General features: G+C 57.3%; 14 protein-coding genes and 6 pseudogenes. 11 read left to right on the forward strand and 9 right to left on the reverse strand.

Annotation, left to right across the window (positions count from 1 at the left end):
- Position 1: 1 nt before the first annotated feature.
- Positions 2 to 208, forward strand: a pseudogene (locus tag QA648_RS33880) (MbtH family protein); the annotation flags it as partial.
- Positions 209 to 365: 157 nt separating this feature from the next.
- Here the strand turns inward: QA648_RS33880 and QA648_RS33885 are convergent.
- Positions 366 to 545 (reverse strand): annotated as a pseudogene (locus QA648_RS33885) (isopentenyl transferase family protein); the annotation flags it as partial.
- 306 nt (positions 546 to 851) lie between these two features.
- Positions 852 to 1,058, reverse strand: a pseudogene (locus tag QA648_RS33890) (IS6 family transposase); the annotation flags it as partial.
- Positions 1,059 to 1,219: 161 nt separating this feature from the next.
- Here QA648_RS33890 and istA point away from each other — a divergent pair.
- Both istA and istB read left to right on the forward strand, forming a co-directional pair.
- Positions 1,220 to 2,772, forward strand: a pseudogene (gene istA / locus QA648_RS33895) (IS21 family transposase).
- 11 nt (positions 2,773 to 2,783) lie between these two features.
- Positions 2,784 to 3,560, forward strand: coding sequence for an IS21-like element ISRsp2 family helper ATPase IstB (istB, locus tag QA648_RS33900; RefSeq protein WP_283052121.1), 777 nt, complete (start codon positions 2,784 to 2,786; stop codon positions 3,558 to 3,560).
- A gap of 366 nt (positions 3,561 to 3,926) precedes the next feature.
- On the opposite strand, the gene QA648_RS33905 is transcribed toward istB, so the two are convergent.
- Positions 3,927 to 4,883, reverse strand: coding sequence for a S8/S53 family peptidase (locus tag QA648_RS33905; protein ID WP_283054435.1), 957 nt, complete (start codon positions 4,881 to 4,883; stop codon positions 3,927 to 3,929).
- Positions 4,884 to 4,944: 61 nt separating this feature from the next.
- Positions 4,945 to 5,514: a hypothetical protein gene (locus QA648_RS33910; protein ID WP_283054436.1), complete on the reverse strand. Its 570-nt coding sequence runs from the start codon at positions 5,512 to 5,514 to the stop codon at positions 4,945 to 4,947.
- Between the two features lie 838 nt (positions 5,515 to 6,352).
- Between QA648_RS33910 and QA648_RS33915 the strand changes: the two are divergent.
- Together QA648_RS33915 and QA648_RS33920 are read left to right on the forward strand one after the other, a co-directional pair.
- Positions 6,353 to 7,066: pseudogene (locus tag QA648_RS33915) on the forward strand (IS6 family transposase).
- Positions 7,067 to 7,120: 54 nt separating this feature from the next.
- Positions 7,121 to 7,273 (forward strand): hypothetical protein, encoded by a 153-nt coding sequence (locus tag QA648_RS33920; protein ID WP_283054438.1) that lies wholly within the window; start codon positions 7,121 to 7,123, stop codon positions 7,271 to 7,273.
- A 34-nt stretch (positions 7,274 to 7,307) separates the two neighbouring features.
- On the opposite strand, the gene QA648_RS33925 is transcribed toward QA648_RS33920, so the two are convergent.
- On the reverse strand, positions 7,308 to 8,684 hold the full coding sequence (locus QA648_RS33925; protein WP_283054439.1) for a radical SAM protein: 1,377 nt from the start codon (positions 8,682 to 8,684) through the stop codon (positions 7,308 to 7,310).
- Positions 8,685 to 9,659: 975 nt separating this feature from the next.
- On the opposite strand from QA648_RS33925, the pseudogene QA648_RS33930 reads away from it, so the two are divergent.
- The 5 genes and pseudogenes from QA648_RS33930 to QA648_RS33950 all read left to right on the forward strand — a co-directional run.
- Positions 9,660 to 10,039, forward strand: a pseudogene (locus tag QA648_RS33930) (ISL3 family transposase); the annotation flags it as partial.
- Positions 10,040 to 10,457: 418 nt separating this feature from the next.
- The gene (locus QA648_RS33935; protein WP_283054440.1) at positions 10,458 to 10,691 is read left to right on the forward strand and encodes a hypothetical protein; all 234 of its coding nucleotides are present in this window, start codon (positions 10,458 to 10,460) and stop codon (positions 10,689 to 10,691) included.
- Positions 10,692 to 10,784: 93 nt separating this feature from the next.
- Positions 10,785 to 12,287: a radical SAM protein gene (locus QA648_RS33940; protein WP_283054441.1), complete on the forward strand. Its 1,503-nt coding sequence runs from the start codon at positions 10,785 to 10,787 to the stop codon at positions 12,285 to 12,287.
- A gap of 16 nt (positions 12,288 to 12,303) precedes the next feature.
- On the forward strand, positions 12,304 to 13,665 hold the full coding sequence (locus QA648_RS33945; protein ID WP_283054442.1) for a radical SAM protein: 1,362 nt from the start codon (positions 12,304 to 12,306) through the stop codon (positions 13,663 to 13,665).
- 825 nt (positions 13,666 to 14,490) lie between these two features.
- Complete coding sequence (locus tag QA648_RS33950) at positions 14,491 to 15,699, forward strand: hypothetical protein (RefSeq protein WP_283054443.1); 1,209 nt, start codon at positions 14,491 to 14,493, stop codon at positions 15,697 to 15,699.
- A 307-nt stretch (positions 15,700 to 16,006) separates the two neighbouring features.
- Here the strand turns inward: QA648_RS33950 and QA648_RS33955 are convergent, their stop codons facing one another.
- The 4 genes from QA648_RS33955 to QA648_RS33970 all read right to left on the reverse strand — a co-directional run bounded on the left by QA648_RS33955 (position 16,007) and on the right by QA648_RS33970 (position 21,400).
- Positions 16,007 to 17,857: an ABC transporter ATP-binding protein gene (locus QA648_RS33955; RefSeq protein WP_283054444.1), complete on the reverse strand. Its 1,851-nt coding sequence runs from the start codon at positions 17,855 to 17,857 to the stop codon at positions 16,007 to 16,009.
- On the reverse strand, positions 17,854 to 18,696 hold the full coding sequence (locus QA648_RS33960) for an ABC transporter permease (RefSeq protein ID WP_283054445.1): 843 nt from the start codon (positions 18,694 to 18,696) through the stop codon (positions 17,854 to 17,856). Before QA648_RS33960 ends, QA648_RS33955 begins: the two co-directional genes overlap by 4 nt.
- Positions 18,693 to 19,658 carry an ABC transporter permease gene (locus QA648_RS33965; RefSeq protein WP_283054446.1) on the reverse strand — a complete coding sequence of 322 codons (966 nt, stop codon included), beginning with the start codon at positions 19,656 to 19,658 and terminating at the stop codon, positions 18,693 to 18,695. The genes QA648_RS33960 and QA648_RS33965 overlap by 4 nt, the downstream gene beginning before the upstream one ends.
- A gap of 140 nt (positions 19,659 to 19,798) precedes the next feature.
- Entirely contained in the window at positions 19,799 to 21,400 is a 1,602-nt protein-coding gene (locus QA648_RS33970; RefSeq protein WP_283054447.1) for an ABC transporter substrate-binding protein, read from the reverse strand.
- A gap of 198 nt (positions 21,401 to 21,598) precedes the next feature.
- On the opposite strand from QA648_RS33970, the gene QA648_RS33975 reads away from it, so the two are divergent.
- Positions 21,599 to 25,417: an adenylate/guanylate cyclase domain-containing protein gene (locus QA648_RS33975; RefSeq protein ID WP_283054448.1), complete on the forward strand. Its 3,819-nt coding sequence runs from the start codon at positions 21,599 to 21,601 to the stop codon at positions 25,415 to 25,417.
- Positions 25,418 to 25,634 lie beyond the last annotated feature (217 nt).

Here is a 25,634-nt window from a genome sequence, read left to right on the forward strand (position 1 = left end):
CATGACTAACCCCTTCGACGATCCCCATGCTACCTTCCTGGTGCTGGTCAATGACGAGGGTCAGCACTCTCTGTGGCCCGAATTTGTAGACGTCCCTGCTGGCTGGCACACCGGCTTCGGACCCGCCACCCGCCACGCGTGCCTCGATCAAATCGAGACGCGCTGGACCGACATGCGGCCCAACAGCCTTAAGGCTGCCATCGAAGCAGAGGCCCCGTATGGGGCCATCACATCGGTGGTTGCGGAGATCGGAACGGAGAATACGGTGCGGCGCCACCAATGGCGCGTGGCGCTGTTTGGCAACGTCGCCACTTCCACTCCATCGCGTCGAAGGCGAGCGCGACCGGCCTGAAGCCACCAGCAATCTAGCGGCCATTAGGTCGTCTGTTGCCGATCAGCGGCGAAGAGAGGCCAACATACTCACCTTCCTGCCAGTCAGGAAAGTCGCGCTCCTGCCAGCGCATGTGTTCAAGGTATTCCTCGGCAATCGACACTATGAGTTCCCGTTCCCGCTCCGGATCGAGTTGCAACAACTCGTTGATCCTAAAAGCACGTCGCCCTTTAAAGGATTCGGGATTCCCTGAAAGACGGTTTGATGATTCATTGCGGTGGAAGGGAGAACCCTGATGGGCAAGCCGTTACCGATGGCGTTGCGTAAGCGTGTTGCGGCGTTTGTGGCCGAGGGCAACAGCAACCGTGAGGCGTCGATTTCCGGGTTTCGCCAAAGTTCGTGAACGATCTGATGAAGCTGCGCCGAAAGGGGTTCGCTCGAGCCGCGACGGCAAGGCCATGGCACCGCCGGCGGCAAGCTAGCTGCCCACGCCGACTTCGTGTGCCAGCGGCTGCGGCCGGCGCCAGTGCCAACGCAGCCGCTTTTCGATCTCCGGCGCGTACTTCTGAACCCAGCGATAAATCGTGGAATGATCCACGAGCACGCCCCGCTCTCCCATCATTTGCTCAAGATCGCGATAGCTAACACCATAGCGGCAGTACCAACGCACCGCCCACAAAATCACTTCGCCCTGAAAATGACGCCACTTGAATGCGGGTTTCGGCAAAGTCCGGACAGGGTTTCCGGTAATCTCCGGACAAAGTTTTCAGTAATTCCCGGACAGTGATTCCGCTAAATCCCGGACAGTTTCCGGCGGCGGTTTGAGGGTTGGTTCGAGCAGCGCCGTTTTGACCATTAGGCTTCTCACGACAACGTTGAGAGGGGCCGATGCCGAGACGGAAGCAAGCAAGACGAACGACCGTGAGGGATATCCGGACAATTCTGCGCCTGACCCATGAAGAGGGTCTTTCGGTGCGCGAGATTGCCGAGCGGCTGAAGATCGGCAAGAGCTCGGTATCGACCTATTTGCTGCGAGCTCGGGAAGCCGGGCTTTCGTGGCCCTTGCCGATCGGCTCGGACGAGGATGCAAAACTGGAGCGGCGGCTGTTCGGCCGCGCCGGTCGACCACCGCGGGATCTCAGTGAGCCGGACTGGGCGCTGGTGGTTCGGGAGCTGAAGCGCAAAGGCGTGACGCTGACGCTTCTATGGCAGGAATACCGCGCCAGTCATCCCGATGGCTACGGCTTCACGTGGTTTTGCGAGAAGGTCGCCACCTTTCGGCAGCGCGCGAGTGTAGCGTTCCGCAATCGGCACGCGGCGGGCGCCGTGATGCAGACCGACTATGCCGGGCCGACGGTGCCGGTGATTGATCCGGCGACCGGCATCATTCATCCAGCCCAGATCTTTGTCGCGGTGCTGGGCGCCTCCAACCTGACCTTCGCCCATGCCAGCTTTAGCCAGCAGTTGCCGGACTGGATCGACGGCCAAGTGCGTGCTCTGACCTTCTATGGTGGGGTCACCAAGGCAATCGTGTGCGACAACCTCAAATCAGGGGTGGCCAAGGCCCTTTGGTTCGAACCGACGTTGACTGCGACGTTCGCCGCCATGGCGGAGCATTACGACACCACGATTCTGCCGACCCGCAGCAGGAAACCGCGTGACAAAGGCCGGGTCGAAGGAGCGGTATTGATTGTTGAGCGTTGGATCCTGGCTCGGCTCCGGAACCGTACCTTCTTCTCGCTTGCCGCCCTCAACACGGCGATTGCCGATTTGCTCGAAGACCTGAACAACCGGCCGATGCGCCATGTCGGCAAAAGCCGCCGCGAACTGTTTGAGGAGATCGAGCGGCCAACCTTGAAGCCCCTGCCGGTGATGCCGTTCGAATATGCGGAATGGAAGTCGGCGAAGGTTCATCCGGACTATCATGTCGAGGTCGACAAGACCTTCTACTCGGTGCCGCATCGGTTGATCGGATGCACCCTGCAGGTGCGGCTCACCCACCGGGTGGTCGAGATCTTCCACGATCATCAGCGTGTCGCCAGCCATGTTCGCCGCTCCCAGCGTTCCGGCCACGTCACTGTCAACGACCATATGCCGAAGGCGCACCAGCGCTATGCCAACACCACGCCAGCCAATCTGATCGGCCGTGCGACCCAGATCGGCCCCAATGCCGCCATCCTGGTCGAACGCATGATGCGCGACAGGCCCCATCCGGAACAGGGATACCGCTCGGCCATGGGCATTCTGTCGCTGGCGCCGCGCTATGGATCGCAGCGCCTCGATGCGGCCTGTGAGCGGGCGCTCACCATCAATGCAATCACCTATTCCTCCGTCGCCTCCATCCTCAAATCCGGCCTCGACCGGGAAAGACCGCAGGCTGAACACGCGGCCGCCACGCCCCTGCGCATACCAATATCCGTGGCCGATCCTACTATCAGTGAAGGAAGCAAGAATGCTGACAAACCCCACCCTCGACCAGATGCAGGCCCTCGGGCTCACCGGCATGGCCGCCGCCTGGCGCGAATTGACCGAGCAGTCCAGCACCAATGAACTTAGCCGCGATGAGTGGCTCGGCCTGATGCTCGATCGCGAAGTTACCCTGCGTGCCGACAAGCGCATCCGCAACCGGCTCGCCTCCGCCAAGCTGCGCTTCGCCCAGGCCTGCATTGAAGATATCGACTTCGCCGCTGCCCGTGGTCTCGACCGGCGCAACACCATGGCGCTGGCCCAAGGACAATGGCTCACCGCCCATGAGGGACTGATCATCACCGGCCACACCGGCACCGGCAAATCATGGTTGGCCTGTGCCTTCGGCAGGCAAGCGGCAAGGCTCGGTCACTCCGTGCTCTACGTGCGCGTGCCGCGTATGTTTGAGGATCTCGCCCTTGCTCGCCTCGATGGCTCTTTTCCCCGCCTCATCGACAAGCTCACCCGCGTCCAGCTCCTCATCCTTGACGATTTTGGAACCCATACGCTCTCCGATCAGCAGCGCTTCCACCTCTTCGAAATCGTCGAGGAACGCTATCAGAGAAAGTCCACCCTGATCACAGCCCAAGTCCCCGTGGCAAGCTGGCATGACCTAATTGCCGACAGCACGGTTGCCGACGCCATACTCGACCGCATCGTGCACAATGCCCATCGCATCACGCTGCGGGGCGAGAGTATGCGAAAGCAAAAAAGCGCGCCCCTCTTGACGGGTGCCGAAAACGGCGAAATCAATCAGCCCTGACAGAAACCAGGCTGCCGAGGACCAACCTCGTCAAACTGTCCGGACTTTAGTGAAACTGCTGTCCGGGAATTGGCGGAAATCCTGTCCACCTTTTGCGAAGCGCGCAACTTGAAATCGCTCATCAAAAATCTCGCCGAAAATCTTCTGCGCTCTCTCGGGCATCGCCAGAATTTTTGTAACAGGGCCGCCCTGTCTCAAGCGCCTGCCAAGAATTTTTTGGGCGATCGATCGCTGAAATATTCAAGGCCATGGTGGACATTTCTTTGACCCGCAATTGGAACAATACGAGCTGCCTAGTTTCTAAGGTGAAGTTTGCGAGGCGATTTGATGGCACTTGACGCCTCGCAGGCAACTTTAGCTCTTTGTTTACCTGATCCAGTCGGGTGCCAGTGCCCTCGAAAGGCTAGCCTCGCCGCGGCCGTAGGTCCTTGAGTTATAGTTGACGAGTGTGTCGGTCCTGGCTGTATCAAGCAACTGATTGGCGATCTGTGTCGGTGTCGCCGACGGGAACTTGCTGCCAAGGATAGCGGAATAACCCGAAATCACCGGTGCTCCAAGAGATGTTCCGAACAGTCCAGTTTTGTCACCTTCGACACCCACCGTCAGAAACTGGTTCTGTACCTCCCTATTCGAGCCGGGGTAATTCGAATAGGAGGCCAGTGATGCCTTATTCTCCGGAGTGCCATTGTGTTCGAGGGCACCCACAAAGATCGTTGATGGCGCCCCCATCAGGCTGGCAGCTAGATAATCAAAATCCCCTGCGCTGTTTACGGTACCGACTGGAGCCGCGTCGTTGCCGGCGGCCTTTGTGAAGACCGCGTCGCCGGCCAGAGCTGCATCGACAATCGACTGCTGAAGTGAAGACCGGGCTACTGGCTCTAGATGGGCGTAGCTCAAGTTAAAGACATTGAGTCCATCCTGCAGCGCGATCGAAGTCGGTTGGGCGTATTCATTCCGGAACATGTTTGCACCAGGTGCCACCATGCCGGCTGCGTCAAAGACCCATTCGCCATGCCGTTGCCTTTGTGGGCCTAGGCCGAGATCACCATCTATCACTTCCGAGGATCTGAAATCATCTACGATCGTTATCGATACGCCTGAACCGGTATAGCCTGACGCCCAAGCTTGCCCGATATCCGGACCCATCCAGCAAAAGGTGTCGTCGGCATTTTGTGCGCACCTCGAGGCGCTGCTTTCCATTGTTGGTGCATCGGCGCTTCCTTTGACATGCGCACCATGCTCGCCCGCAAAACCTGTTGCCGCCAACAGGCACATGACGAGACCGCTAAGGATCGCTATCGGGAACAATTGTGTTTTCTGCATACTAACCTCCTGTCTGCATTGTTCTTCGTTGCCAATGTGCCGCCCGCACCTTTCATCATGGCTAGAATTGACCTCTGAACCAGAGACTGAGTTTCAGTCGGCTCGGATGGACTTTCACTAGAAATTTGAGGGTGTCCGCTACCGGTAGTTCCGATGCCGCCAAGCGGCAATTTACCTTCTGAACGCCGCCAAGGCGGTAGCTGGCAGTGCAAGGTTGCTCCGTCAGGTCACCGCCCAAGATCGAATTGACCGTGAAAGTAAGCGTCGTAGACGGCGTCGGACGCTTTTGCAGAATGAAGCCGAGTTGCACATTTGGGTCGATTCGGGCTTTTTCGGCACGCTGACCGGTACCTGCGCCCCACAGCAGACCGAAATCGTCGGACAGCTGTGTCAACATTGCGAATTGCATGTCGACCCAGTTGCTATGATACATCTTGCTTAACGGCACCCACGTGCCATTCGTCAGCTCGTATCCGCCGCGTTCAAGGCGACGGGCGATGGTGGTTAGTTCTGAACCCCGGTTAATGCCGACAAGGCTGGTTTCTTGTCCATTCGCAGTCACTGCGAAAAATGCCATCGCCAACGGTGTCAAACCCGCCCACAACAGATAATTTTGGCACCACGAATTCATTGCACGATCGATAGGTGCACTGTTGTTGGATGGCACTTCTTTGACAAACGCTCAAGGGCAATATCCGCCAAAACATGGGCGGAAACGGGCAACGCAATCATTCTCGGCAAAATCGCTTATCTCCAGTCGTTCAGTCTTATTGAGACATCTCGCGGCGCTTCCCAAGCAAACGGGTCTCGCTGCGTCTCGGTGATTAGCATCAAAAATCATGCCAAATTTGAATGGGGACATTAGTTCAGGAAGCTTCTGTTTTTCTTTCAGTAGCTTAGCAAAGAACGGCAAGGACCTGCTAAACGAAGTTCTGTCGTAAAGTCGACAAACCGACATAATTGGTGTCGATGATGTTGAGCGCGAGCGAACTCTATTTTGTGCAACGTCCGTCAGCCGGTTTTTTCATTGATCCCCTCCTTCGAGATGAAAATGCGCGACCCGATTCTACCTAGGCTGTTGTATTGCGGAAGATGCAGAACTCCATCACTCTGGTCATCAAGACGAGTGAGGCGGGCATCTGATTAATAAGAACAGCGCCCTCGCGACGCATCGGGTCCACACATAAATTTCCGGTGAGCGGGGCCACGCCTTCCCGTTCATAATATGAGGATAGATATCGGATAGAAGATGCGGCTCGTCGTCGGCGACAATCGAGAATACCCCACGACGGCATCTTCACAGAAAAGTGCAAGATGCGGACCCTGTGCACGGTTAAGTTGCTTCAGCGCAGCAGCTTACGCTGAACATTCAGAATCTCATTCTGAATGGCTCGGTGGGAGCGTTCCAGAACTTGCCGCGGTGGCGTCGCCTTAACGAATTGCGCAGAGAGAAATGATAAGCGACGGGCATGACCGCCGAGCCGCAGACCCGCTACAAACGCCATCGCTTTCCAGCTGAGGTCATTGCCCATACGATATGGCTCTATTATCGGTTTCCGCTGAGCTTCCGCGACGTCGAAGACCTGCTGGCCGAGCGCGGCATTGACGTCTCGTTCCAGATGGTCTCGGAATGGGTGGCGAAATTCGGCCTGAAGTTCGCTGATCAGCTCCGGCGGCGCTCGCGCGGCCACTTCGCCGACAAGTGGCATCTCGATGAGATGGTGGTGACGATCAAGGGAAAGAAATACGGGCTGTGGCGCGCCGTCGACGCAAACGGTTGTGTCCTCGATACCCTGCTGCAAAGCTACAGGAACAAGGGAGCAGCTCTGCGTCTGATGCGCAAGCTGCTCAGGGGCCAGGGCACCATCCCGCGGGTAGTGGTGACCGACAAACTGCGTTTCCTACTCTGCCGCAAAGGCGGAATTGATGCCCGGTGTCGAGCATCGCTCGCACAAAGTGCTCAACAACCGGGCCGAGAATTCGCACCTTTCCGTGCGACGACGGGAGCGACGTATGATGCGCTTCAAGTCGGCACGGCAATGCCAGCGCTTCGTCTCAGTCCATGGCCAGATCGCCAATCTTTTTCTTCTTCACCGAAAAACCTGACTGCCGCCGATCATCACCAGCTTCGAGCACGCGCCATGGTGACCTGGCGTGAAATCGCCTCGTCGATCGAGGCTTGAAATTCATCTCGGAGCCCTGCTCCCAAACCAAATGCCGTTAAGGCGATGCTACCGATGGCGCTTCTGGCGGCGAATGCTGCCGAGAACGCCGCGCTGAAGGCTGAGAGAGACGCTCTTGCGCAGCGTGTCTTCAAGCTTGAGGAAGAACTGGCGCTTGCTGTCGATGGCGGTAAAGATGCTCGGATAGATGGCGCCGAGAGGAATTGATGCGGAATTCGGCTCGGCGTGGTGCTGAATGCCGCTAGTTCAAGAACGGACCGCCGCAAGACGGATCTTTGCCGAAGTAGCAGCCCGTCACGTTGAAAGAATCCACAAAACAGGACGTCCGGCAAAGGTGCAGCTTGCTGCAGATGGCGCAGGCCGAATCAACGACCTCTGGATCTGTCGCTCGCTTACAAAGTAGCGCGAATGTATCACTGTTCCAAATCTCTTTGAGGCCAGCATCGAAAACATTGCCAAAAGTAAAAGCCTTCACCCCGTGCATCTTGTCGCATACGGACACGTCGCCGCTCGGAAATATCGACATGCCAGACTGCATGCCGCCACAGGGATGCCAGTCCGTCTCTATCCACAATTTGTTGGTATCGTCGGGCGGTTCTATATTACAGAGATGTGAATACTGTTCACGTTTTTGTATGATCCGATCTCGGGCACGTGACAGCTCTTCCGCAGTAACGTTCGGAGCACCATTGGCGGCGGAGTTGATTGCCCCGCTCTCCATATAGGAAATGTCGATACCTTCAACTCCCAAATCGACCAGAAAGTCTATGGTTTCCTCCACCGCATGCTGGGTCATTGGCGTCAGCACGCTCTTGACACGCACTCGGATTCCGGCTGCGCGTAAAAAACGAATCGCATCGACCACCTTGGGAAAATGCCCGCTGGTCCGGGTCACCTGATCATGCAGCTGCGGCGAGCAGGCGTCCAAACTGATCGTCACTTCTTTCATGCCTGCATCTTTCAACCGGACGGCAATGTCAGGATCAGTCCCGATTACCGTTCCGTTGCTAGTGAAGACCGGGATCATACCCCGTGTGAGCGTTCGCTCTAGCAACTCGAGCCAACCATCAAAGATGGTAGGCTCGCCACCAGTGAATCCTGCAAACACCACGCCCCAGTCCGCCGCCTCATCCAGCAACGCAAGGCACTTGCTCGAGCTCCAGCGCGGGTCGCTCCTCTGGCGACTATCTTGATAGCAGTAGGAACAGCTGAAGTTGCAATTGAACGTAAGAGTGATGCTGATACCCGCAGGAACGGGCCATTTGCCAAAAGTTGCGAGGTCAAGCGCGGAGGAATCAACCCGGTAGAGGAATTTTTGCGGACTAAATCGCTCTCTTGGGTTTGCCGTCGTGTCGAAATTAAGAAAATGCTGATACTTGCTCAACAACTGATCAACTTGTGAGTGAGCATCAACACCCTCAAGGTCGAAAGTTTGGCCATAGATAAAGGCGATTTGTGAAGGGAGGAGACCTTTGTCACACAGCGACAGAAAGAACGCGTGAGAAGGGTCAAGCATTTGGATCTGGGAAGGATGGTGACCATGAGCCAAGGCGTACCCCGCCATCGGCTTTAGGCAAACCGTTTCCTTGAGCTGAGGGAACAACTTGGTATGGTCCATGGTCGTTAATCCGGATTTCCGATCAAGGTACGCCGACGAGCTGGAAGCTGGCCACGACCGCAGCCAGCTCCATTGCTCTGAAGAGGGGGCCGGGCCTCTCCAAAAGCTCGCGCGGCGATAGCCGCACTCCTCAAATCCTCCACTCTGCCCCGCTCTGCACCCCAAAAGATGCCGACGCTGGTAAAGTGCCGATCCGGATTTGAGCTATGTTACCCGGTGGACGTCGATCGAGGATCAATGTTCAGTGCAGTTGATCGAGATAGGTTTGGTATTCCAGCAGCCCGGCCAGTCTGGCCGGCGGACTGCGATTTCGGCTGCCCCTTGCACGGGTAGCGCCCGTATCTCTGTTCGAATAGCCTCTTCACGGAGCTGCGCAACCAGGATCTTTAGGGTATCTGGTGTGTGCACGTATCCCGAGGTTTGGTGGTCCGTCATTAGTCAATCTCCTGAGTTGAAGTGTGCCATAAAGTTTGCAAAAAACGGGAAGCAAGCGTCATGCCGCGTCGGCCGCAAGTGCGGCTCCACGCCGTGAATGTCCGGCATTTGCTCACCTTTTTTCAAGTGGGTACACTGGCATCCTTATATGTCGGAGTTTCGGATTGTTCGACCGGGGTAGAATTTGTCGGATGGGCGACAGCTTTGTCTGATCGAGTCTTATCGAGATCTCGGGGACGTATGAGCAGGCCCCGGCGAGACGTGCCGGCACGATCATGGCCTGGAGAAGGCACCCCACCAAACAAAAGCTCACGCTGCCGCCCGATGACCTGTGATTAGGCATGGAATAAGGAGGCTGACTCAGTCTCGCTGATATTTTGGATTCGACTGGCCTTGTTCTCGAAGGAGAAACAGCACCATGCGAGCCCAGTTTCGGATTTCTGATCTCGTCCCTGCCGAGTTAAATGTGGGGGCAGTGCATGATGGTGCCGACGCGATCGCCATTAATCATCAGTTGCTCAAAATGCGAAGGAACGCGGGAATCGGTGGCAGTGTAGACACAGGAAATGCGCGCGACGAACCTTCACCGACTGGTTGCCCGAGGTTGCTTCACCTTACATGCGACGAACTGAACGGATGGCTGAGATGTAGGCTTGATTGGCCACAAGATGGGCGGTCGCCCGGGTGAATATTTGATGCATCGGCTCCGCATGCCGGTCAGCGACGACACGATCTTGCGGACATTGAAGCGCAAGAATCCGGCGTCCGTGCAAAAAGACACTATTCGAATTCTGGGCATTGATGATTGGAGCTGGCCGCATTCCTCGCGCTACGGCACGATCATGGTTGATCTCGAGCATCATTCGGTGGTCGAGGTTCTGGAGGACCGTAGCGTCGAGAGCGCAAAAGCATGGCTACAAGAACGTCTGCGCGGCGACAAACAAGGTGAAATTCGTATTGCCTCACCCAAGAGTGTTCCCAGAGAATAATGCCGTAAGTTCGCGCCAGTTCGAAGCGCCAAAGTAGTGGCGCGAGCTGCCGTTCCGAACGGGCAGCAGCTTTCTGCGCAAACTTCCCGCCGTAGACGCTTTCAATATACACAATCGAAGAGAATCGCTCAGTGCTCGTGCCATCATCCACCTCTTTAACGTGGATGTTGAATACCTATGATCGATTCATTGATCACATGATCTGATTCAGGAAGCTCATCATCGGCTTGGGCGCGCCTAGAACAATAATTGAAAAAATTGTTCTGTATCAAAGCTTCTCAGCCGAATTATTATTATAGTTTGTTCCGCAGACGTAGTTCATTCACATATTCTAATGGAGGATGTGGAAGTGAAAACGATCGAAGCGCCCCAAGCTTTTGGCGGCAAGAGCGAAAATGCTGATCCGGCAGCGCTGCTTAAGCAGTATGAATCGGCAAAGTTGATCCAGGAAATGCAGACTTTGATTAAGAAAAAGGGGCTCAAAATCGACCTGATCCCGCAGGATGGGCGCGCGTTGGCTGAGCCTTTGACTGCGGCGGGTTGCGACAGCTGCACCGTCTGTCCCTGCATGATCTGTTGGTAGCCCGAGCTAGGAGTTAGGTGCCGTCCGGACGCCGTTGCGATCGGATGGCACCCCATCAGCTTCGTGTGCAAGCGTGGTAGCGGGATGACGAGGATGTTGTCCATAGAACCAAATCAGTTTGTCGCATTGCGCCGCGAATTTGTCTTCGCTAAAGACGGCGATCGGCCAATTCTGTACCCCCTCGACTATATTAACACGCACATCCATTTTTTAACGCCGATCCAGGGATTGGCGCTGTCGCTAATGGATGGTGTCTCGCCCTTTTCCGAGATCGACATCTTCTTCCATCGCCTCTTCCCGGAGGCCGCAGCCGGCAGCCTCCTCGAAACGCTCTCCAGCGTCGATGCTCTGGTGCGGGCGACGGTATCGCCGGCGGGTCTTGGTGCCCACGGCATTGTGGAAATAGCCGACGCCCCAATCTCCGAAGCGATCCGTTTTGACCCGCGTTGCTTTGTCATTGACCCGCGGGCCTATTCTCGCATGGTGCAGGGCGTCAAAACGCGATTCCGTCTAGAGGCGCCAATCAACCTCTACACGGTATTCACGCATCGTTGTCAAACCGATTGCCTTTATTGCTACGCTGATCGACCCATAAAAAGGAACCAGGAAATGGGGCTTGAACGTTGGCGCGAGCTCATAGAAGAGGCAGCCGGCATGGGGGTGCGGATGTGCTCACCTGACAATGGTGACACCTTCGTTCGGCGGGATGGAATCGACTTTCTCAATCTCTTGGTCGAGCACGAGATGCTGTTTCTCCTGTCGACGAAAGCGTTTCTCGATCGCGAGGCGGTAGAGCGGCTAGTCGACGCTGGTTTCAAGAAGAAGATCAACGGTGTGATAGAGCGGCCCGTGCAGCTGAGTTTCGACGCTGCCGACGAGGACGTTAATATGCGCGTCCTAAACGTCAAGAAGCCCCGCACGGAAATGGCAACTCGAACTTTTGAGAGCTTTATGGCTTTCGACATACAGCCTATCATCAAGGCCGTAATTACCGGATTAAACGTTGATCAGCCGAAAAAAATCGTTGATCTGTTTTATCCTTGTGGTGCTCGAACTTTCAGCTTCGTGCGCTATGCCCGCTCATTCCACCGCCACAATGACGACCTTTTTATTACCAAAGCACATAGTGCAACGCTTGCCAATCAGTTCGAGGCAATCCGAGCCAAGTATCCCGACATCAAGCTAATTGAAAATCTGTCGAAGGCTCCCGCGCGGGCTGAAGAGCTAACGCCTGAGCGTAGACGGCAGATCTGGAGCCAGCGAATTGGCTGTGGCGGAGGGTGGCACGCGCTCGGTATTGGCCCAGATGGGGGGGCCTTCCTCTGCGAACAGATGGCCTACGAGAAGCCTTACCTCGTAGGCGACGCCCGCTGGCAATCATTGCGCGAAATTTGGGACGGGTCCAGACTGCTGGATTTTATCCATCCCAGCCGCCGGCAGTTTACCGGGTCCTCTTGCGAGACTTGCCCGTCCTTCGAAAAGTGCATGTGGGAGAAGGGCCGGTGTTACCGAGACGCTTATTTCTCCTATGGCTCCGTTCACACAACGCCGCCCCTTTGTCCTTCTAACGACAACCCAGGCATACGGCTCAGTTAAGGGGAGCGCCACGCTTATGACTTTGACGCGAAATTGGAAGCAGTCGAGCTTCAATGTGCCCCTCGGACGATCCAACAACATGACGCTGCTGTTTAACACGAGAAGTGGCCAGACGCTTGAATTTGATAGGACTGAGTGGGCCGCCATCCAAAGATGTTTTGACAGCCTTGAACATAAGGACCCCGCGCCGGATCGCGAGCTAGTGAGCTGTCTTGCGACGCTTGGCTTCGTCGTCCCCGCCGACCTGGACGAGTTCAGGGAAGAGGAGGAGCGGCTGCATCACAGCAAGTTGGATGATTCACGTCTTTTTATAACCATTGCGCCGACGATGGCCTGCAACCAGCACTGCAGTTACTGCTTCCAGCAAAATACCCCCAAGACGAGGATCATGTCGGCACGTATGCAGCAGGCAACCATCGAGTTCGTCCGTCGCAAGATCGGTAATAGCCGTCACCTAGTCGTTCAGTGGTTCGGCGGCGAGCCACTGGTCGCCTACGCTGCGATAACCTTCATGACGCGTGCCTTCAAGGCAATCTGCGCCGAACTCGGCGTTCACTACTATGCAGAGATGCTGACCAATGGCGTTCTGCTGACCCCGAAAAGGGTGGCTGCCTTATCCCAGCTCTGCGTCAAAGCGCTGCAGATTTCTCTCGACGGCACGCCCGAGACCTATTCTGCGCGGCGCCAAGTCCCAATTACGAAGGCGGAGGCCCACTACCACTACCTGACTGAACACTTGCAGGATATTGTCGAGGCGACAGGGTCTGTGACCATACGCATCAACGTGGATCGGGAGAACATCGAAGAGGCCAAATACGTTGTTCGCCGTTTCAAGAGGCACGGCTTCGTCGATCGCCGCATCGATTTCCGTCTCGGTTTCATTAACACCAGCCGAGGTCTGGTGGATTGCGTGCCGCACGACTGTTTCACGAACACTGAGTTCGCTCAGCAGGAGGTGGCATTCCGCCGATTTCTTGAGTCTGAAGGCTGCATGGTATACGGCATGCCACGTCGAAAACTCTACCCATGCACCGCAGTCGTGCGCAACTCGTTTACGATTGATCCAAATGGCAATCTCGGTAAGTGTGTCCCCACTATGGGCACTCCGCAATCAAGTTTCGCGCTCATTCTGCCAGACGATATGGATAGAACAATGCGAGACGTAGAGACAGCAGAGATGCCATTTGAGCGCTTCAATCCGTTCAGTAGCGAAGGATGCCGCGGCTGCCGCATGCTGCCAGCATGCTTGGGCTCGTGCCCCAAGCACCATGCCGAAGGGAGACGCGTCATGGCCTGCAGCATGCAAGAGGGCCTCGCTGACAAGATTGCCTTTTATCATAGCTTTCATCGAGGGCTCGATAATCAAGCCCAAGCCTAGTGCGAAGATAACAGGAAGTGGTATTGCCGGCCATCGTGTGGGTTTACGTTCTTCAAGACGTGTCGTTGAGCTGCGAATGTGTCGGAGAGCATGCAGGCGATGCCTGAGACGACTGAGGCGATCAAGTTCGACGCTCGCTAGGTGCAGCTCTTAAGGTGGCATTCCATCGCGCCGGGTGATCGCGGCCATCTGGCCTTTTACGAGGCGCGGGCACGCACGACTGACAGCTGCGGCCTGGGAGGAACCTCAAACGTATAGCGCTAAACGGCCAGCATCACATCGCCGCACGACGATGATGGTTGCGCTTCCGATAGTTCAACCTCGCTCAGCCTGGTGTCACTTCGCCACAGCACATAGGCATTTTGGTAGCTTCGAGGTGGCCAAGCTTGCAGCGCGAACGGAAATGGAATGCGAATTTCCGGTCTGCCGGAAGTGACGCGATCGCCGGCGCAAATATGCACGAATCCCTCGGGATTTTAGAATTAAGCTGGCAGACAAAGACGAATATTACCGCCCATAGCAGACCCGCACGCAGAGCCACCGCTGAATAGATTTCGCCATAAATCAGACTTGGCGTCAGAAAAGTTGGCAGTTGGCTGGCCCATTCGGAGCTAAAGCGCGCTCTTATTGATTTCCATCATGGTACATTGTTAGCTGGACAACTAAAGATGGAACTGTACTCCCCTGATCTCACCAGAGCCATGTTCGACCATGAGAAATTCGCGTCTAAGGATTTGGACCGCATTTATCACACTTTTGGTGGCTGGCGCGGGAATTAGGAAACGAGGTTTCGACGCACGAGGAGTACCGAATGGGCGGCTTGCGTTGGATGCGCACTACCCAAAGATGCCGCCGGACGCACACCATCGATATCTTAACCTCCCGATAGACTATGCAGACGAAAGCAGCGAGTCCTATCGCGCGTTCTATTTGCTCAGCCCTGGTTTTAGACCCAAAGGTCCTGTGATTTTCTTTCTGACTGACGGGCAAATGGAATTGGTATCTCCCGGGATAGATTTCTCATTCTTTGATGAGCAGCTTCCGGGGATGTCTTATGTTCTGATCGGCCATCGCGGTCATAGCCCCACGCTTTTTCCAGAAGTGTACCCTGGCGGCAAACTGGAACTGCGCCAAGCAATGAACCTTTATGGCTCCTGGCAGCGCGTTGAAGACATAGAACGCGTGCGACAGGACATGGTTTCCGCAAATCTGCTGCCACCAGACGGGCGCATCATGATCTTTGCAGCTTCAGGCGCGGGCATGCTTGCTCAACAGTACCTGCACCGATATGGAGAACACGTAATCCGAACGTTGCTTGTCACGACAGGGGCGCCGGACTTAGCGTGTCTATATGGCTGGACGGGCACCAGGAACTTCGCTGAGGTCGATCCAGGGACCGCTGCCGACCTGTCCAAGATTGCAAGTGTCGAAAATGGCAGTCGGCCAAGCTTGGCCTATATGCTCTTTCAACTGGGCCGGCAGGGAGAATCGGGGTTGGCAACGATTCGTAAGATCGTTCGAGGAATGCTAACCCACAATCCCTTGCTATATGCTTGGTACGAACTGCGCCTGAACCTGAGATGGACGCTCGACCGCACACTGCTAAGTCAACCTAGCGCCGATGCCGCCAAAGTGCGGATGTATGAATTGTTTGGAAACGATTTGCAAAGCGCGGGGCCCTCTTTCGGATATAACCTCCCACTCTATGTGTGGTCCGCTGAAGTCTTAAAGGATTTTTTAGGTCAGCGTGCGCCGCTACCGAATCTTCAGTTGGATCGGAGCCGTTATCAGGGGGAGATGTTGGTTATCGCAGCGGGGGACGATGTCATATTTTCTCCGGCGATGGGCAAAGCTATCGCTTCAGCCTATCCCAAAGCACGATTCTTATTGGTTCGAGGTGGCCACCGGCTGGATCTGGATCACGGGTACCAACGGTCGGTTCGCAGAGCGTACTTTTTGCATGGCCTCCGCGCGCATGACACTATGTTGCTCTTGGACTTCCCCCCTCCAGCCAGCCGGCGCTCGCCGGAGTGAAAGAGCAACGCAGCGGAGCTGCATGTCGCGCGTGACCAGTTTGCCGAGCAAACCGAAATTCTCCGCTCCGCCTGTTATCAGCTGTCGCAACAGCAATCGTCTCGGCATGAACATCCAGCCCAACGTAAATCACTCTCTCCATGATCATTTTCCTTTCCAAACTGAATATGTTCGACAAGGAAAACCTACCGGCGTTTTCGCCGCAAATCGCTCATCTGGTCTAAACGCCGGCGTCATGCACTTGGGTGAGCTTCTCCATGGACGTCGAAGCCATCTTTGCTTTCGCTTTCCCTCCCGGAGAGTTGCGTCAGGGGCCAAGTTGTATAGCCGAGCGCGGGATCGATTCAACGAGCCGACGTGTATATGGGTGCTGCGGGTTTCCGATGACCCTCTCCGTCGGCCCCTCCTCGACGATCTCGCCGAGATAGAGGACATAAATGCGCTCAGTGATCTGGCGGACGACAGCGAGGTCGTGTGTGATGAAGAGATATGAGAGCTGGTGCTCAACTTGCAGGCGCCTGAATAGGTTGAGCATCTGTGCCTGCACCGAGACGTCGAGCGCAGATACTGGTTCGTCACAAACGAGGATTGCCGGATTGACGGCAAGTGCGCGTGCGATGGCGACTCGCTGGCGCTCGCCACCCGAAAGCGACACTGGACGGCGGGTGGCATACACGGGAGACAAGCCGACCTCGGCCAGCAGCGACGCGACCCGTTCCGATGTCGCTGCGCTCGTACCATTCGCCGACGCCCCGAGCGCCTCCCTGAGGACTTGCCCGACACTATGCATGGGATTTAGTGTCGAATACGGGTCTTGGAAGACCATCTGAATTGTCCGCCGAACGCGGGCGCGGTCGGCCTTCGCCAAGGCGCCGAAATCTGCTGCCGCAATTCCGTCAATGAGAATCTTGCCAGCAGTCGGGGTTTCGAGGCCGACGAGGCAGCGCCCCAGCGTGCTCTTGCCCGAGCCAGATTCGCCGACAAGGCCGACGCTTTCCCCAGTCAAAACGTGTAGCGATACATCCTTTACAGCGTAGATCGGACGGCACCGTCCGCCCGGGAATGTTTTGACGAGCGAGTCGACGCGAACGAGCGCGCCCGCGGTTTCTCCTCGAGGCGGTGTCATCTGCGTCTCCGAGAGGGCCGCCGCCGTGCGTATAACGTCGAGTTCGCCCTGAATCTCGTGCTGGCGGATGCACGCTGTGAACCGGCCCGCACCGCGAGCGGCGAGCGGCGGCTTACCGGCCCGGCAAATCTGCTTTACCCAGTCGCACCGCTCTGCGAAGGCACAACTAGAGACAACATCGCCAGCGCGCGGCACTGAGCCCCGGATCGCGAGAAGCCGAGGCACGCGAACGTTAACGGGCGGTTCCGAGAGCAGAAGTCCCAAAGTGTATGGATGAAACGGCTGACTCTCGACAGCTGCGGCGTCACCAAGTTCGAGCATTGAGCCGGCGTACAGCACATAGATCCGCTGGCAAATCGAGAACGCGAGCCGCAGGTTGTGCGTAATGAGAATGAGGCTCATATGTCGCTCGCGCTGGACACGCCGAAGGAGCTTGATGATCTCTGCCTGAGTCGTTACGTCGAGCGCAGTCGAGGGCTCATCGGCAATAAGCAGTTCCGGATCGCGAGCAAGGGCGGCGGCAAGTGCAATGCGCTGGCACATGCCCCCCGACAGCTGGAATGGCATGCGGCGAGCTGCATCCTCATTCACTATGCCGACTTCTGCGAGGCGTCTTTTCACCTCTTCCGCTCTTGCAGCGCGAGACGCAAATTCGCGCCGGTGGCGCAGCATTTCGTCAATGTGGTCGCTGCCTCGCATGAGTGGATTCAGCATCGTAAACGGATCTTGCATAAGCATCGACACGCGAAAGCCACGAATTTTTTGGAGTTCCCTCTCGGCAAGACGCGCTAGGGGCATGCCGTCGAGTACTATGGCGCCTGTGGCGCTTATGCCAGGCGGCAATATGGCGGCAATTGCCCGTGCCGTCAGCGACTTGCCAGACCCAGATTCGCCGACGATCGCGATGGTTTCGCCGCGCCCCAACACGATGTCCAGGGGCGTCGTAATAGGCATTGCTCCATGTGAGATCGCTAGCCCCCTGACCTCGAGGAGCGGACGGTCCTGAATTTCGCGCGCCTTGCCCGTATTCACTTTACAAACCATTCTAACAGCCAGTCGCCGATGAGGTTCATGCTGACCGCGGTAAGAATGATCATTCCTGCAGGCAAGAGCAGCGCAACTGGATTGGAGAAGAGGATATTGCGGTTCTCGAAAAGCATTCTACCCCAGTCAGGGGTTCCGGGCTCCACACCGAGGCCAAGGAAAGACAGACCGACGAGATTGACCAGCGCGAAGCCAAAGTCGAGGACTACATACGCGAGAATGATCGGCGCAATGTTGGGAAGAATGTGCACGAACAGAATGCGTGTCTTCGAGATACCGAGGGAACGCGCGGCGTCGATATAGGGACGCGGTCGTTGCTCAAGGACCGCGCTCCGTACAATCCGTGTATCGGGGGCAGTAAAAAGGACGATCAAGACGAGGGTGGCGGTCCAGTATCCGCCTCCCACTACGCCGACGATGACGATCGCTACGAGCGGTGCCGGCAACGCTAACATGAGGTCCACCCAGCGTGTGATCGCCGAATCGACCAGCCCTCCGAGATAACCCGAAAGAAGACCAAGCAAGGTCGCAATCGCGAAAGCGCCGGTCGCGATAACAACCGGGCCGACCAAGGCCGTTCGCGCACCGTAGATCACCCGCGACAGCACATCGCGGCCAAGTAAATCCGTCCCGGCAATGTGAACTGGGGAAGGCAGCGTATCGGCGACCCCGAGACGTTGAAGGAAGGGCGATTCGGGTGCAATCCTCTCCCCAAGGATGGCGCAGACCGTCACCGCCGCGACAATTAGCGCAGCAATGAGAATCACAATTGGGACGCGCAATGGTCGATTCCTCCCTCGTATCTCGCCGACGGCTGGGATGCTCATGACCCTACCCTACCGAAATGGATGCGCGGGTCGATCAGCGCATAGATCACGTCGACCACGAGGTTGGTCAGCACCACGAAGGCAGAGAAAAGCAAGGTGGTCCCTTGAATCGTCGGAATGTCGCGTTTCAGGATTGCATCGATCGCCAAGGCACCGAGACCTGGCAGCGAAAAGGTGACCTCGACATAGATCGCGCCGGCGACGATGCCGACGACGATAAGCCCGGCGGCCGTGACCACGGGAATGAGAGAGTTCCTGAGCACATAGGCAAACAAAATACGACGCGAACTCAGTCCGCGCGCCCGCGCAAACATGACGTAGTCTCGGGACAGCTCCTCAATCATCGCCGCGCGTGTGATTTTAACGACAATGGCCATGACCGATATGGCGAGCGCAAATGCCGGAAGCGTCAGGTGCCAGGCACGGTCGAGGAAGCCGCTTCCGGGACCGAAGATCGGAAACCAGTGCAGCATGACGCCGAAGACATAGAGAAGGAATATGCCCGTGACGAAGGTGGGGGCGCTAACGCCGAAAATACCGAACGCGACGACCAGCCGGTCGAGCCAGGTGTCATGGTGGAAGGCCGCGACCGCGCCGAGCAAGATGCCGAAGCCGAGAACAAGAACAATGCTCATCAAGCTGAGGAAGACCGTGACGCCGAGGCGATCCGCGATGACGCTTGTCACCGCTTGGTTACCCTGGATGGACACGCCGAGATCACCTCGGACGACTTGCGACAACCACTTCCAGTACTGGACGAGGAACGGATCGTCCAGGTGGTAATGCGCGCGGATGGCCGCGAGCGCTACCGGGTCTGATGCGTGTGCGCCTATTAGGGAGCGCACCGGATCGCCTGGCGCGATGTGGACCAGCGCGAAGCAGCCGAAGGAGATTACGAGGAGCAGTGGGACCACCACGGCGATTCGTCGCGTGACGAAGACGATGAGACTCAAGCCCGTCACCGGGGCGATCCGATATAGCGGTCGAACCGGCGGAGATTCGCTTCAAAAAGGCCCATTTGTAGACACCTTTGGGATAATCGGGGGCGGTTCATGCGGACGAAGCTATGAAAATTACCGTGGCCAACCAGCGCGGGAACCACTTATTTTCGACCGAAACCCCGGATCGCCCACGGGACACTATACCAGAATGCGGTGTAGCCGTTGAACTCGTACTTGTTATTGATCGCCATTGCCGTGTCTGGCCAGAAGATCGGCACAACGGCGACTTCCTTGTCGGCTATCTCGAACACGCTCTTGAGCTCACGGGCACGCGTCGTCGGCTCGGCGTTCTCGTTGGCGATCTTCAGTGACGCATCGACCTGGTCGTTCTTGAAGTTCGACCCGTTCATGCCACCCTTCTTGGCCTGATCTCCCGAGAAAAAAAGCGATGGATAGTTTGCCGCATCGGCGAAATCCGGATAGTACGCCATTATTTGCATGCCTAGTTCGCCGTGGTCGGTGTAGTTCGTAATCCAGGCGTTGTTGTCGATCGGCTTGATGCTTGCCCGTATACCTATCTGCTTCAGGTTCTCCACCACTGACTGCATGATGTCAGTCATATATGGATCGGCGTTCGGTGTGGGGATCGTGACTTCAAAGCCGTCCGGATGGCTTGATTGTGCAAGCTCCGCTTTCGCCTTGCCCAAATCGAACGGATAGTTCGACAACGTAGCGTAGAATGCGCGAACCTCGGCAGCAGGCAGCACTCCTGACCACATTTCAGGCGGGTTCAACGCTGTCGCCGGCTCGCCATAACCTTTGAGGAGGGCCTTGACCAGCCCTTTCCGATCCACCGAATAGGCAACCGCACGACGCACATGGATATCGTCGAACGGCGACCTCGAATGGTCGAGAGTTAGCGTGTAGACTCCCAGCGATGGCGCGGTCTTGATGTCGACGTTGCCTAGCTTTTTCCACTGCTCGATGTCGGAGATGGCAAGATCGAAGGCACCGTCGATCTCGCCTTGCTGCATGGCGAGAAGTCGAGCCGGGCGGTCTGAGATCGCCTTCAAGATGATCCTTTTGACGACTGGCTTCGGTCCCCAGTAGTCGTCGCGCGCCTCGAGGATGACCTTCTCTGTCGGAGCGAATTCGACAAGCTTGTACGGGCCGGTTCCTAGTGGCAGAGCCTGGGGCGTTCCGATGTTCCTGTCCAGGAACTGTTCCTTCTTGAACACGAAACCGGCCATGTGGGCGGGCGTAAAGGCGAACTGTACATTAGGGGCCTTCAATTTTACGGTCACCTCATCGGGAGCAGTCGCGTCGATGCTCTCCACTGAATTATAGAAGCTGGCAAGCAGTGACTGGGAACCCGGGCTCATGTGATATTTGAATGTGGCGACAACATCGTCAGCCGTCAGCGGGCTACCGTCGCCGAATTTGACCCCGCTCCGCAGGTGATACTGGAGTGTCGTCGGATTCATCTGCTCCCGTCGATCAGCCAATGCCGGTTCAAGCGAAAATTTGTCTCCGAAAGTTAGCAGTCCTTCCTGGACAAGTGACATGATCGCGCCGACATAGGTCGTCCAGTCACGCGGAACGAACAGCCTTTCTGGGAGGCTTGGCAAAGCCCACGTGATCGATTCAATTTGCTCCTCTGCCGTGGCGGCAGATGCTATTGAGAGTGGCCCCATCGTGACGACGGCAGCGGTGAGCACCAACCCGTTGCGCATAGCGAGACGTCGCGTCAACCCCTTGTCCATTTGCTCCCCCATTGTTTGCAAAATATAGATGCAAGGTTGATCTAATGTACGCTCCTACAAGTCGAGCCTCAAGAGATTGTCCGTAGCCGCGTGGGCTGAACGGCATTTGTGACCCCGGGCATGGGTCGGGCGGACGTGATTTTGAGAGGGTCTCGGCGGCATGATTGGGCAAATGGCTTTGACATATGAGAAGCCCTGTTGTCAGTCATCATCCGCACATTGTTGATAGCGACGCGACGTTCAGATGACGAACCGTTGCTCGAGTCCGATTCTGGTCGTCGCATTCGCGGCAATGAGTTATCATTTCATTCGGGAATGACTGGTGACAGGGAAAGGTTCCCGCGCGGAGGCCGATACATGACATTGGCTCGGGTTGGGCGAAAACTCGCGGCAATACTGGTTGCGGATGTCGTGGGTTACTCGGGCCTCGTCGAGGCCGACGAAGCCGGGACGATCGCGGCCCTGAAACATCTGCGGCAATTTTTCGTGGAGCCTCTGCTTGCAGAACACCGCGGCCGGATCGTCAACCTTATGGGTGATGGTCTATTCGCAGAGTTCGGCTCCATCGTCGATGCGGTAGCCTGCGCCGCGGCGATGCAAGAACAGGTTTCCGACTGGCAGAAACCCGTGAGTTCCGAACGCCGGATCGTCTTGCGTATTGGCGTGAACCTCGGAGACGTGGTGGTCGACGGCGAAGATCTGCTGGGCGATAGCATCAACGTAGCGGCTCGTCTAGAACAACTCTGCCCGCCAGGAAGCGTCTTGATCACAGGCTCCGCTTACGAGCAACTTGTGGGAAAAATCGACGTCCATTTCAAGTATGTGAGCGAACAGAAGCTCAAGAACATCGCCCGGCCCGTGAAACTCTATCAGATGGTCGGGTCCTCGGCTCCGGCCAAGCCTAAAGCGCCGGAGTGGAGCCCGGACGTCCGCAAGACGGTTACGGTACTCTTTACTGACATTGTCGATTCCTCACGACTTGGCCTCTCGCTCGATCCGGAAGCGCTCAGGAATGTGTTCACCCGCTACTTCGGCGAGCTGGACGCTATTGTTCAACGGCACGGTGGAATCGTAGAAAGATACAGCGGGGACGCAATCATGGCTGTGTTTGGCGTGCCGCTCCACGAAGACGACGCGCTACGCGCGGTGCGGGCGGCATCGGAGATGCGCGAAAGACTTGCCGTCCTCAACAAGGAACTTGCAGCCGGTTGGGGTGTCCGCCTTGTGAACCGATCCGGCATCAACACTGGCGAGGTGATAGCCCGCAACAACATGCAGGGATACTTGTCAGTCGCCGGAGATGTCGTCAATGTCGCAAAGCGCCTTGAGGAGGCAGCGGCCCCGAATGAGATCTTAATAGGAGAGCCAACGCATAGGCTCGTGCGCGATGCGGTTATTGTTGGGCCGAGCGGACCGCGCGAGCTCAAGCATGGAGAAACCATCTCCGCTCTTGTCGTGGTAGAAGTCCTCGCTAACGCACCCGGTCTTGCGCGCCGCTTCGACTCACCTTTCGTCGGGCGGCAACGCCAACGAGCCTTGCTTGAAACCGTCTTCCGGAATGCGGTAGGCGACAGGACCTGCCATCTGGTCAGCATTCTTGGCGACGCGGGCGTGGGAAAGTCGCGGCTCGTGCGGGAGTTTGAAAACGACCTTTCCGAAGAGGTCACGGTTTTGCACGGCAGTTGTCCGGCCTATGGCGAGGGAATCACCTATTGGCCCCTGGCCGAGATCATCAGAGAGCTCACGCGCGCGGAGAGATTAGACTCCGGTGACCAACTCGCAGCTGCGATTGGAGATCAGCTGATAGGGGAAGAGAAAGCCGGGCTGATTGCCGAGCGCGTGGCCGGCGCGATCGGACTTGGCGGCGCGGTACAAGGGACGACCGAAGAGACCGCCTGGGCCGCCCGCAAGCTGTTTGAGGCAATCGCGCGAGAGCATCCGCTCGTTATTGTAGTGGACGATGTACATTGGGCGGAGTCGACGTTCCTCGAATTAATCGAGCACGTCGCCGAATTCTCGCGCGATTTGCCAATCCTGCTCATCTGCATCGCGCGGCCGGAGCTTCTCGATGAGCATGCCGGATGGGGGGCGGGCAAGCGCAACGCGACATCGATCTTTCTGGAGCCGCTCAGCGATACGGAATGCCGCGAGCTGATCTACAACCTACTTGGCCGCGCACCTCTGCCGGCGGCGGCCGAGTCGAGAATCACAAACGCGGCCGAGGGCAATGCACTCTTCGCCGAGGAATTAGTCGCGATGCTCGTAGATGACGCGGTGATCCGCCGCGAGCCCGATGGCTGGGTCCCTGTGTCGGACCTCGCGGAGATACCGGTTCCTTCGTCGATCAATGCGCTTCTCGCTGCACGTCTTGAAGGCCTACCAGCCCTCGAGCGAGTCATCCTGACGGCAGCGGCGGTCGAGGGCTCATCATTCCATCGAAGTGCCATCAGAGAACTCGCCTGCCCTGTGCTTGACACACTAGACAATAGCTTACTCGCGCTCGTCCGCCGCGATCTAATCCGCCCGGAGACGCCGACATTCGCAGGAGAGAAGGCGTATCGTTTCCGTCACGTCCTGATACGTGATGCCGCATACCGCTCCCTGCCGAAGAACTCGCGTGCTGACTTGCATGAGCGCTTCGCGGCCTGGCTTGAACTAACGGCAGCGGACCGGTTGCGGGAGTTCGAGGAGTTTGTCGGCTATCACCTCGAACAGGCATTTCAGTACCGAATCTCGCTCGGCCCGCGCGACGTGCACGCGACTTCGCTTGCCGCCCGGGCTAGTGAACGGCTCGAGGCAGCCGGGCGGCGAGCGCTTGTCCGCGGCGATCTTCCAACGGCAATTGGTCTGCTCGATCGGGTTTCCCGGATGCTTCCCACAGATGATTCACATCGGATTGCGCTGCTCGGAGAGCTGAGCGGCGCTCTGATCGAAAGTGGCCGGCTGGAGGACGCTGGGGACATGCTAGACGAGGCGGAGCGGCTGGCGGCCATTGCCGAAGAACAGCGCTTGGTGGCACGTATCCTGGTCCAGCGACAGTTCCTGCAGCTTCTCCGCGGAGAGGAGGGCGCGGTGGAGAAGGCGACACAAGCTGTGGCCTCTGCAATTCCAGTTTTTGAGCGCCTAGAAGATAACCTCGGCTTGTGTCGCGCTAGAAGGCTCGAGGCGTGGCTATGTTTTAACGGGGCACGCGGCGAGGCGGCCGCGGCGGCGTGGGAGCGTGCGGCGACCCATGCGCGACGGGCAAGCGATCAACATGAATATTACGAGATTCTCACATGGATTGCGTCCTCGCTCTGGTTTGGGCCTACCCCGGCCTCCGAAGGCATCCGCCGTTGTGAGGCGATGCGCTCGGAAGTGTGCGAAAGCCCCCAGTCCGAGGCAGCGATCCTCCGCCAACTCGCATGTCTCAACGCGATTGTCGGCCGCTTTGCGGAAGCCCGAGCGCTGATCGCTATGAGCAATGCTACCTACGCCGACCTCGGCCTAACGCTCTACGTGGCTTCATCCGAGCACGAGGCCGTAGTCGAACTGCTCGCCGGGAATCCAGCTGCAGCCGAGAAAAGCGCGCACGCGGCTTATCACGCGCTTGAGGAGATGGGCGAACGGGCATTCCGCTCGACGATGGCCGCATCCCTTGCCGTCATAGTCCTAGAACAGGGACGCGACGAGGAGGCCGAGGAATTTGCTAGGCTCAGTTCACAGCTGGCTTCGAGCGGGGACTTGGTTACGCAGGTCCGTTGGCGCCGCGTGAGCGCGCGCGTGCTCGCACGGCGGGCGGATATCCACGCCGCCGAGGCGCTGGCGCGGGAGGCATTGGCGATCGCCGAATCGACCGACTTCGTCAACGACCATGCGGACGCACTCGTCGACCTATCTCATGTGCTCGAAACTTCGGGCCGCCGCGACGACGCGGTCGCCGCGGCGTCCGAGGCGCGGCGTCTGTACGAGCTGAAGGGAAACGTGGTCGCTGCGGCCGCGACACGGCTCCGGCTAGGCAAACTCATCAAAAAGTGACACTCTAGGGAGGCGGCAAGAAGGAAGGTGGCAGAGGGGGCTGCTGGAAATCTTCGCTCAGTGCGTTTCGTCAGCGCCCGCAAATTCTAAGCTGGTAAGTCGCTAACCTTACCCGCCGGCAACTCTCCGAACGTTTTCGTCCCCTCTCTCATATCTAGCAGGTACGGATAATCCGACTTATTGAATCCCTTTCCCACCGCGTGGGATGCTACTTCTT

This window comes from Rhizobium sp. CB3171 (genome assembly GCF_029714265.1).
Lineage (GTDB): Bacteria > Pseudomonadota > Alphaproteobacteria > Rhizobiales > Rhizobiaceae > Rhizobium.

Coding starts and splice junctions, on each gene's coding strand:
- istB (WP_283052121.1), top strand. CDS start 2,784: ATGCTGACAAACCCCACCCTCGACCAGATGCAGGCCCTCGGGCTCACC.
- QA648_RS33905 (WP_283054435.1), bottom strand. CDS start 4,883: ATGCAGAAAACACAATTGTTCCCGATAGCGATCCTTAGCGGTCTCGTC.
- QA648_RS33910 (WP_283054436.1), bottom strand. CDS start 5,514: ATGAATTCGTGGTGCCAAAATTATCTGTTGTGGGCGGGTTTGACACCG.
- QA648_RS33920 (WP_283054438.1), top strand. CDS start 7,121: ATGGCGCTTCTGGCGGCGAATGCTGCCGAGAACGCCGCGCTGAAGGCT.
- QA648_RS33925 (WP_283054439.1), bottom strand. CDS start 8,684: ATGGACCATACCAAGTTGTTCCCTCAGCTCAAGGAAACGGTTTGCCTA.
- QA648_RS33940 (WP_283054441.1), top strand. CDS start 10,785: ATGTTGTCCATAGAACCAAATCAGTTTGTCGCATTGCGCCGCGAATTT.
- QA648_RS33945 (WP_283054442.1), top strand. CDS start 12,304: ATGACTTTGACGCGAAATTGGAAGCAGTCGAGCTTCAATGTGCCCCTC.
- QA648_RS33960 (WP_283054445.1), bottom strand. CDS start 18,696: ATGAGCATCCCAGCCGTCGGCGAGATACGAGGGAGGAATCGACCATTG.
- QA648_RS33970 (WP_283054447.1), bottom strand. CDS start 21,400: ATGGACAAGGGGTTGACGCGACGTCTCGCTATGCGCAACGGGTTGGTG.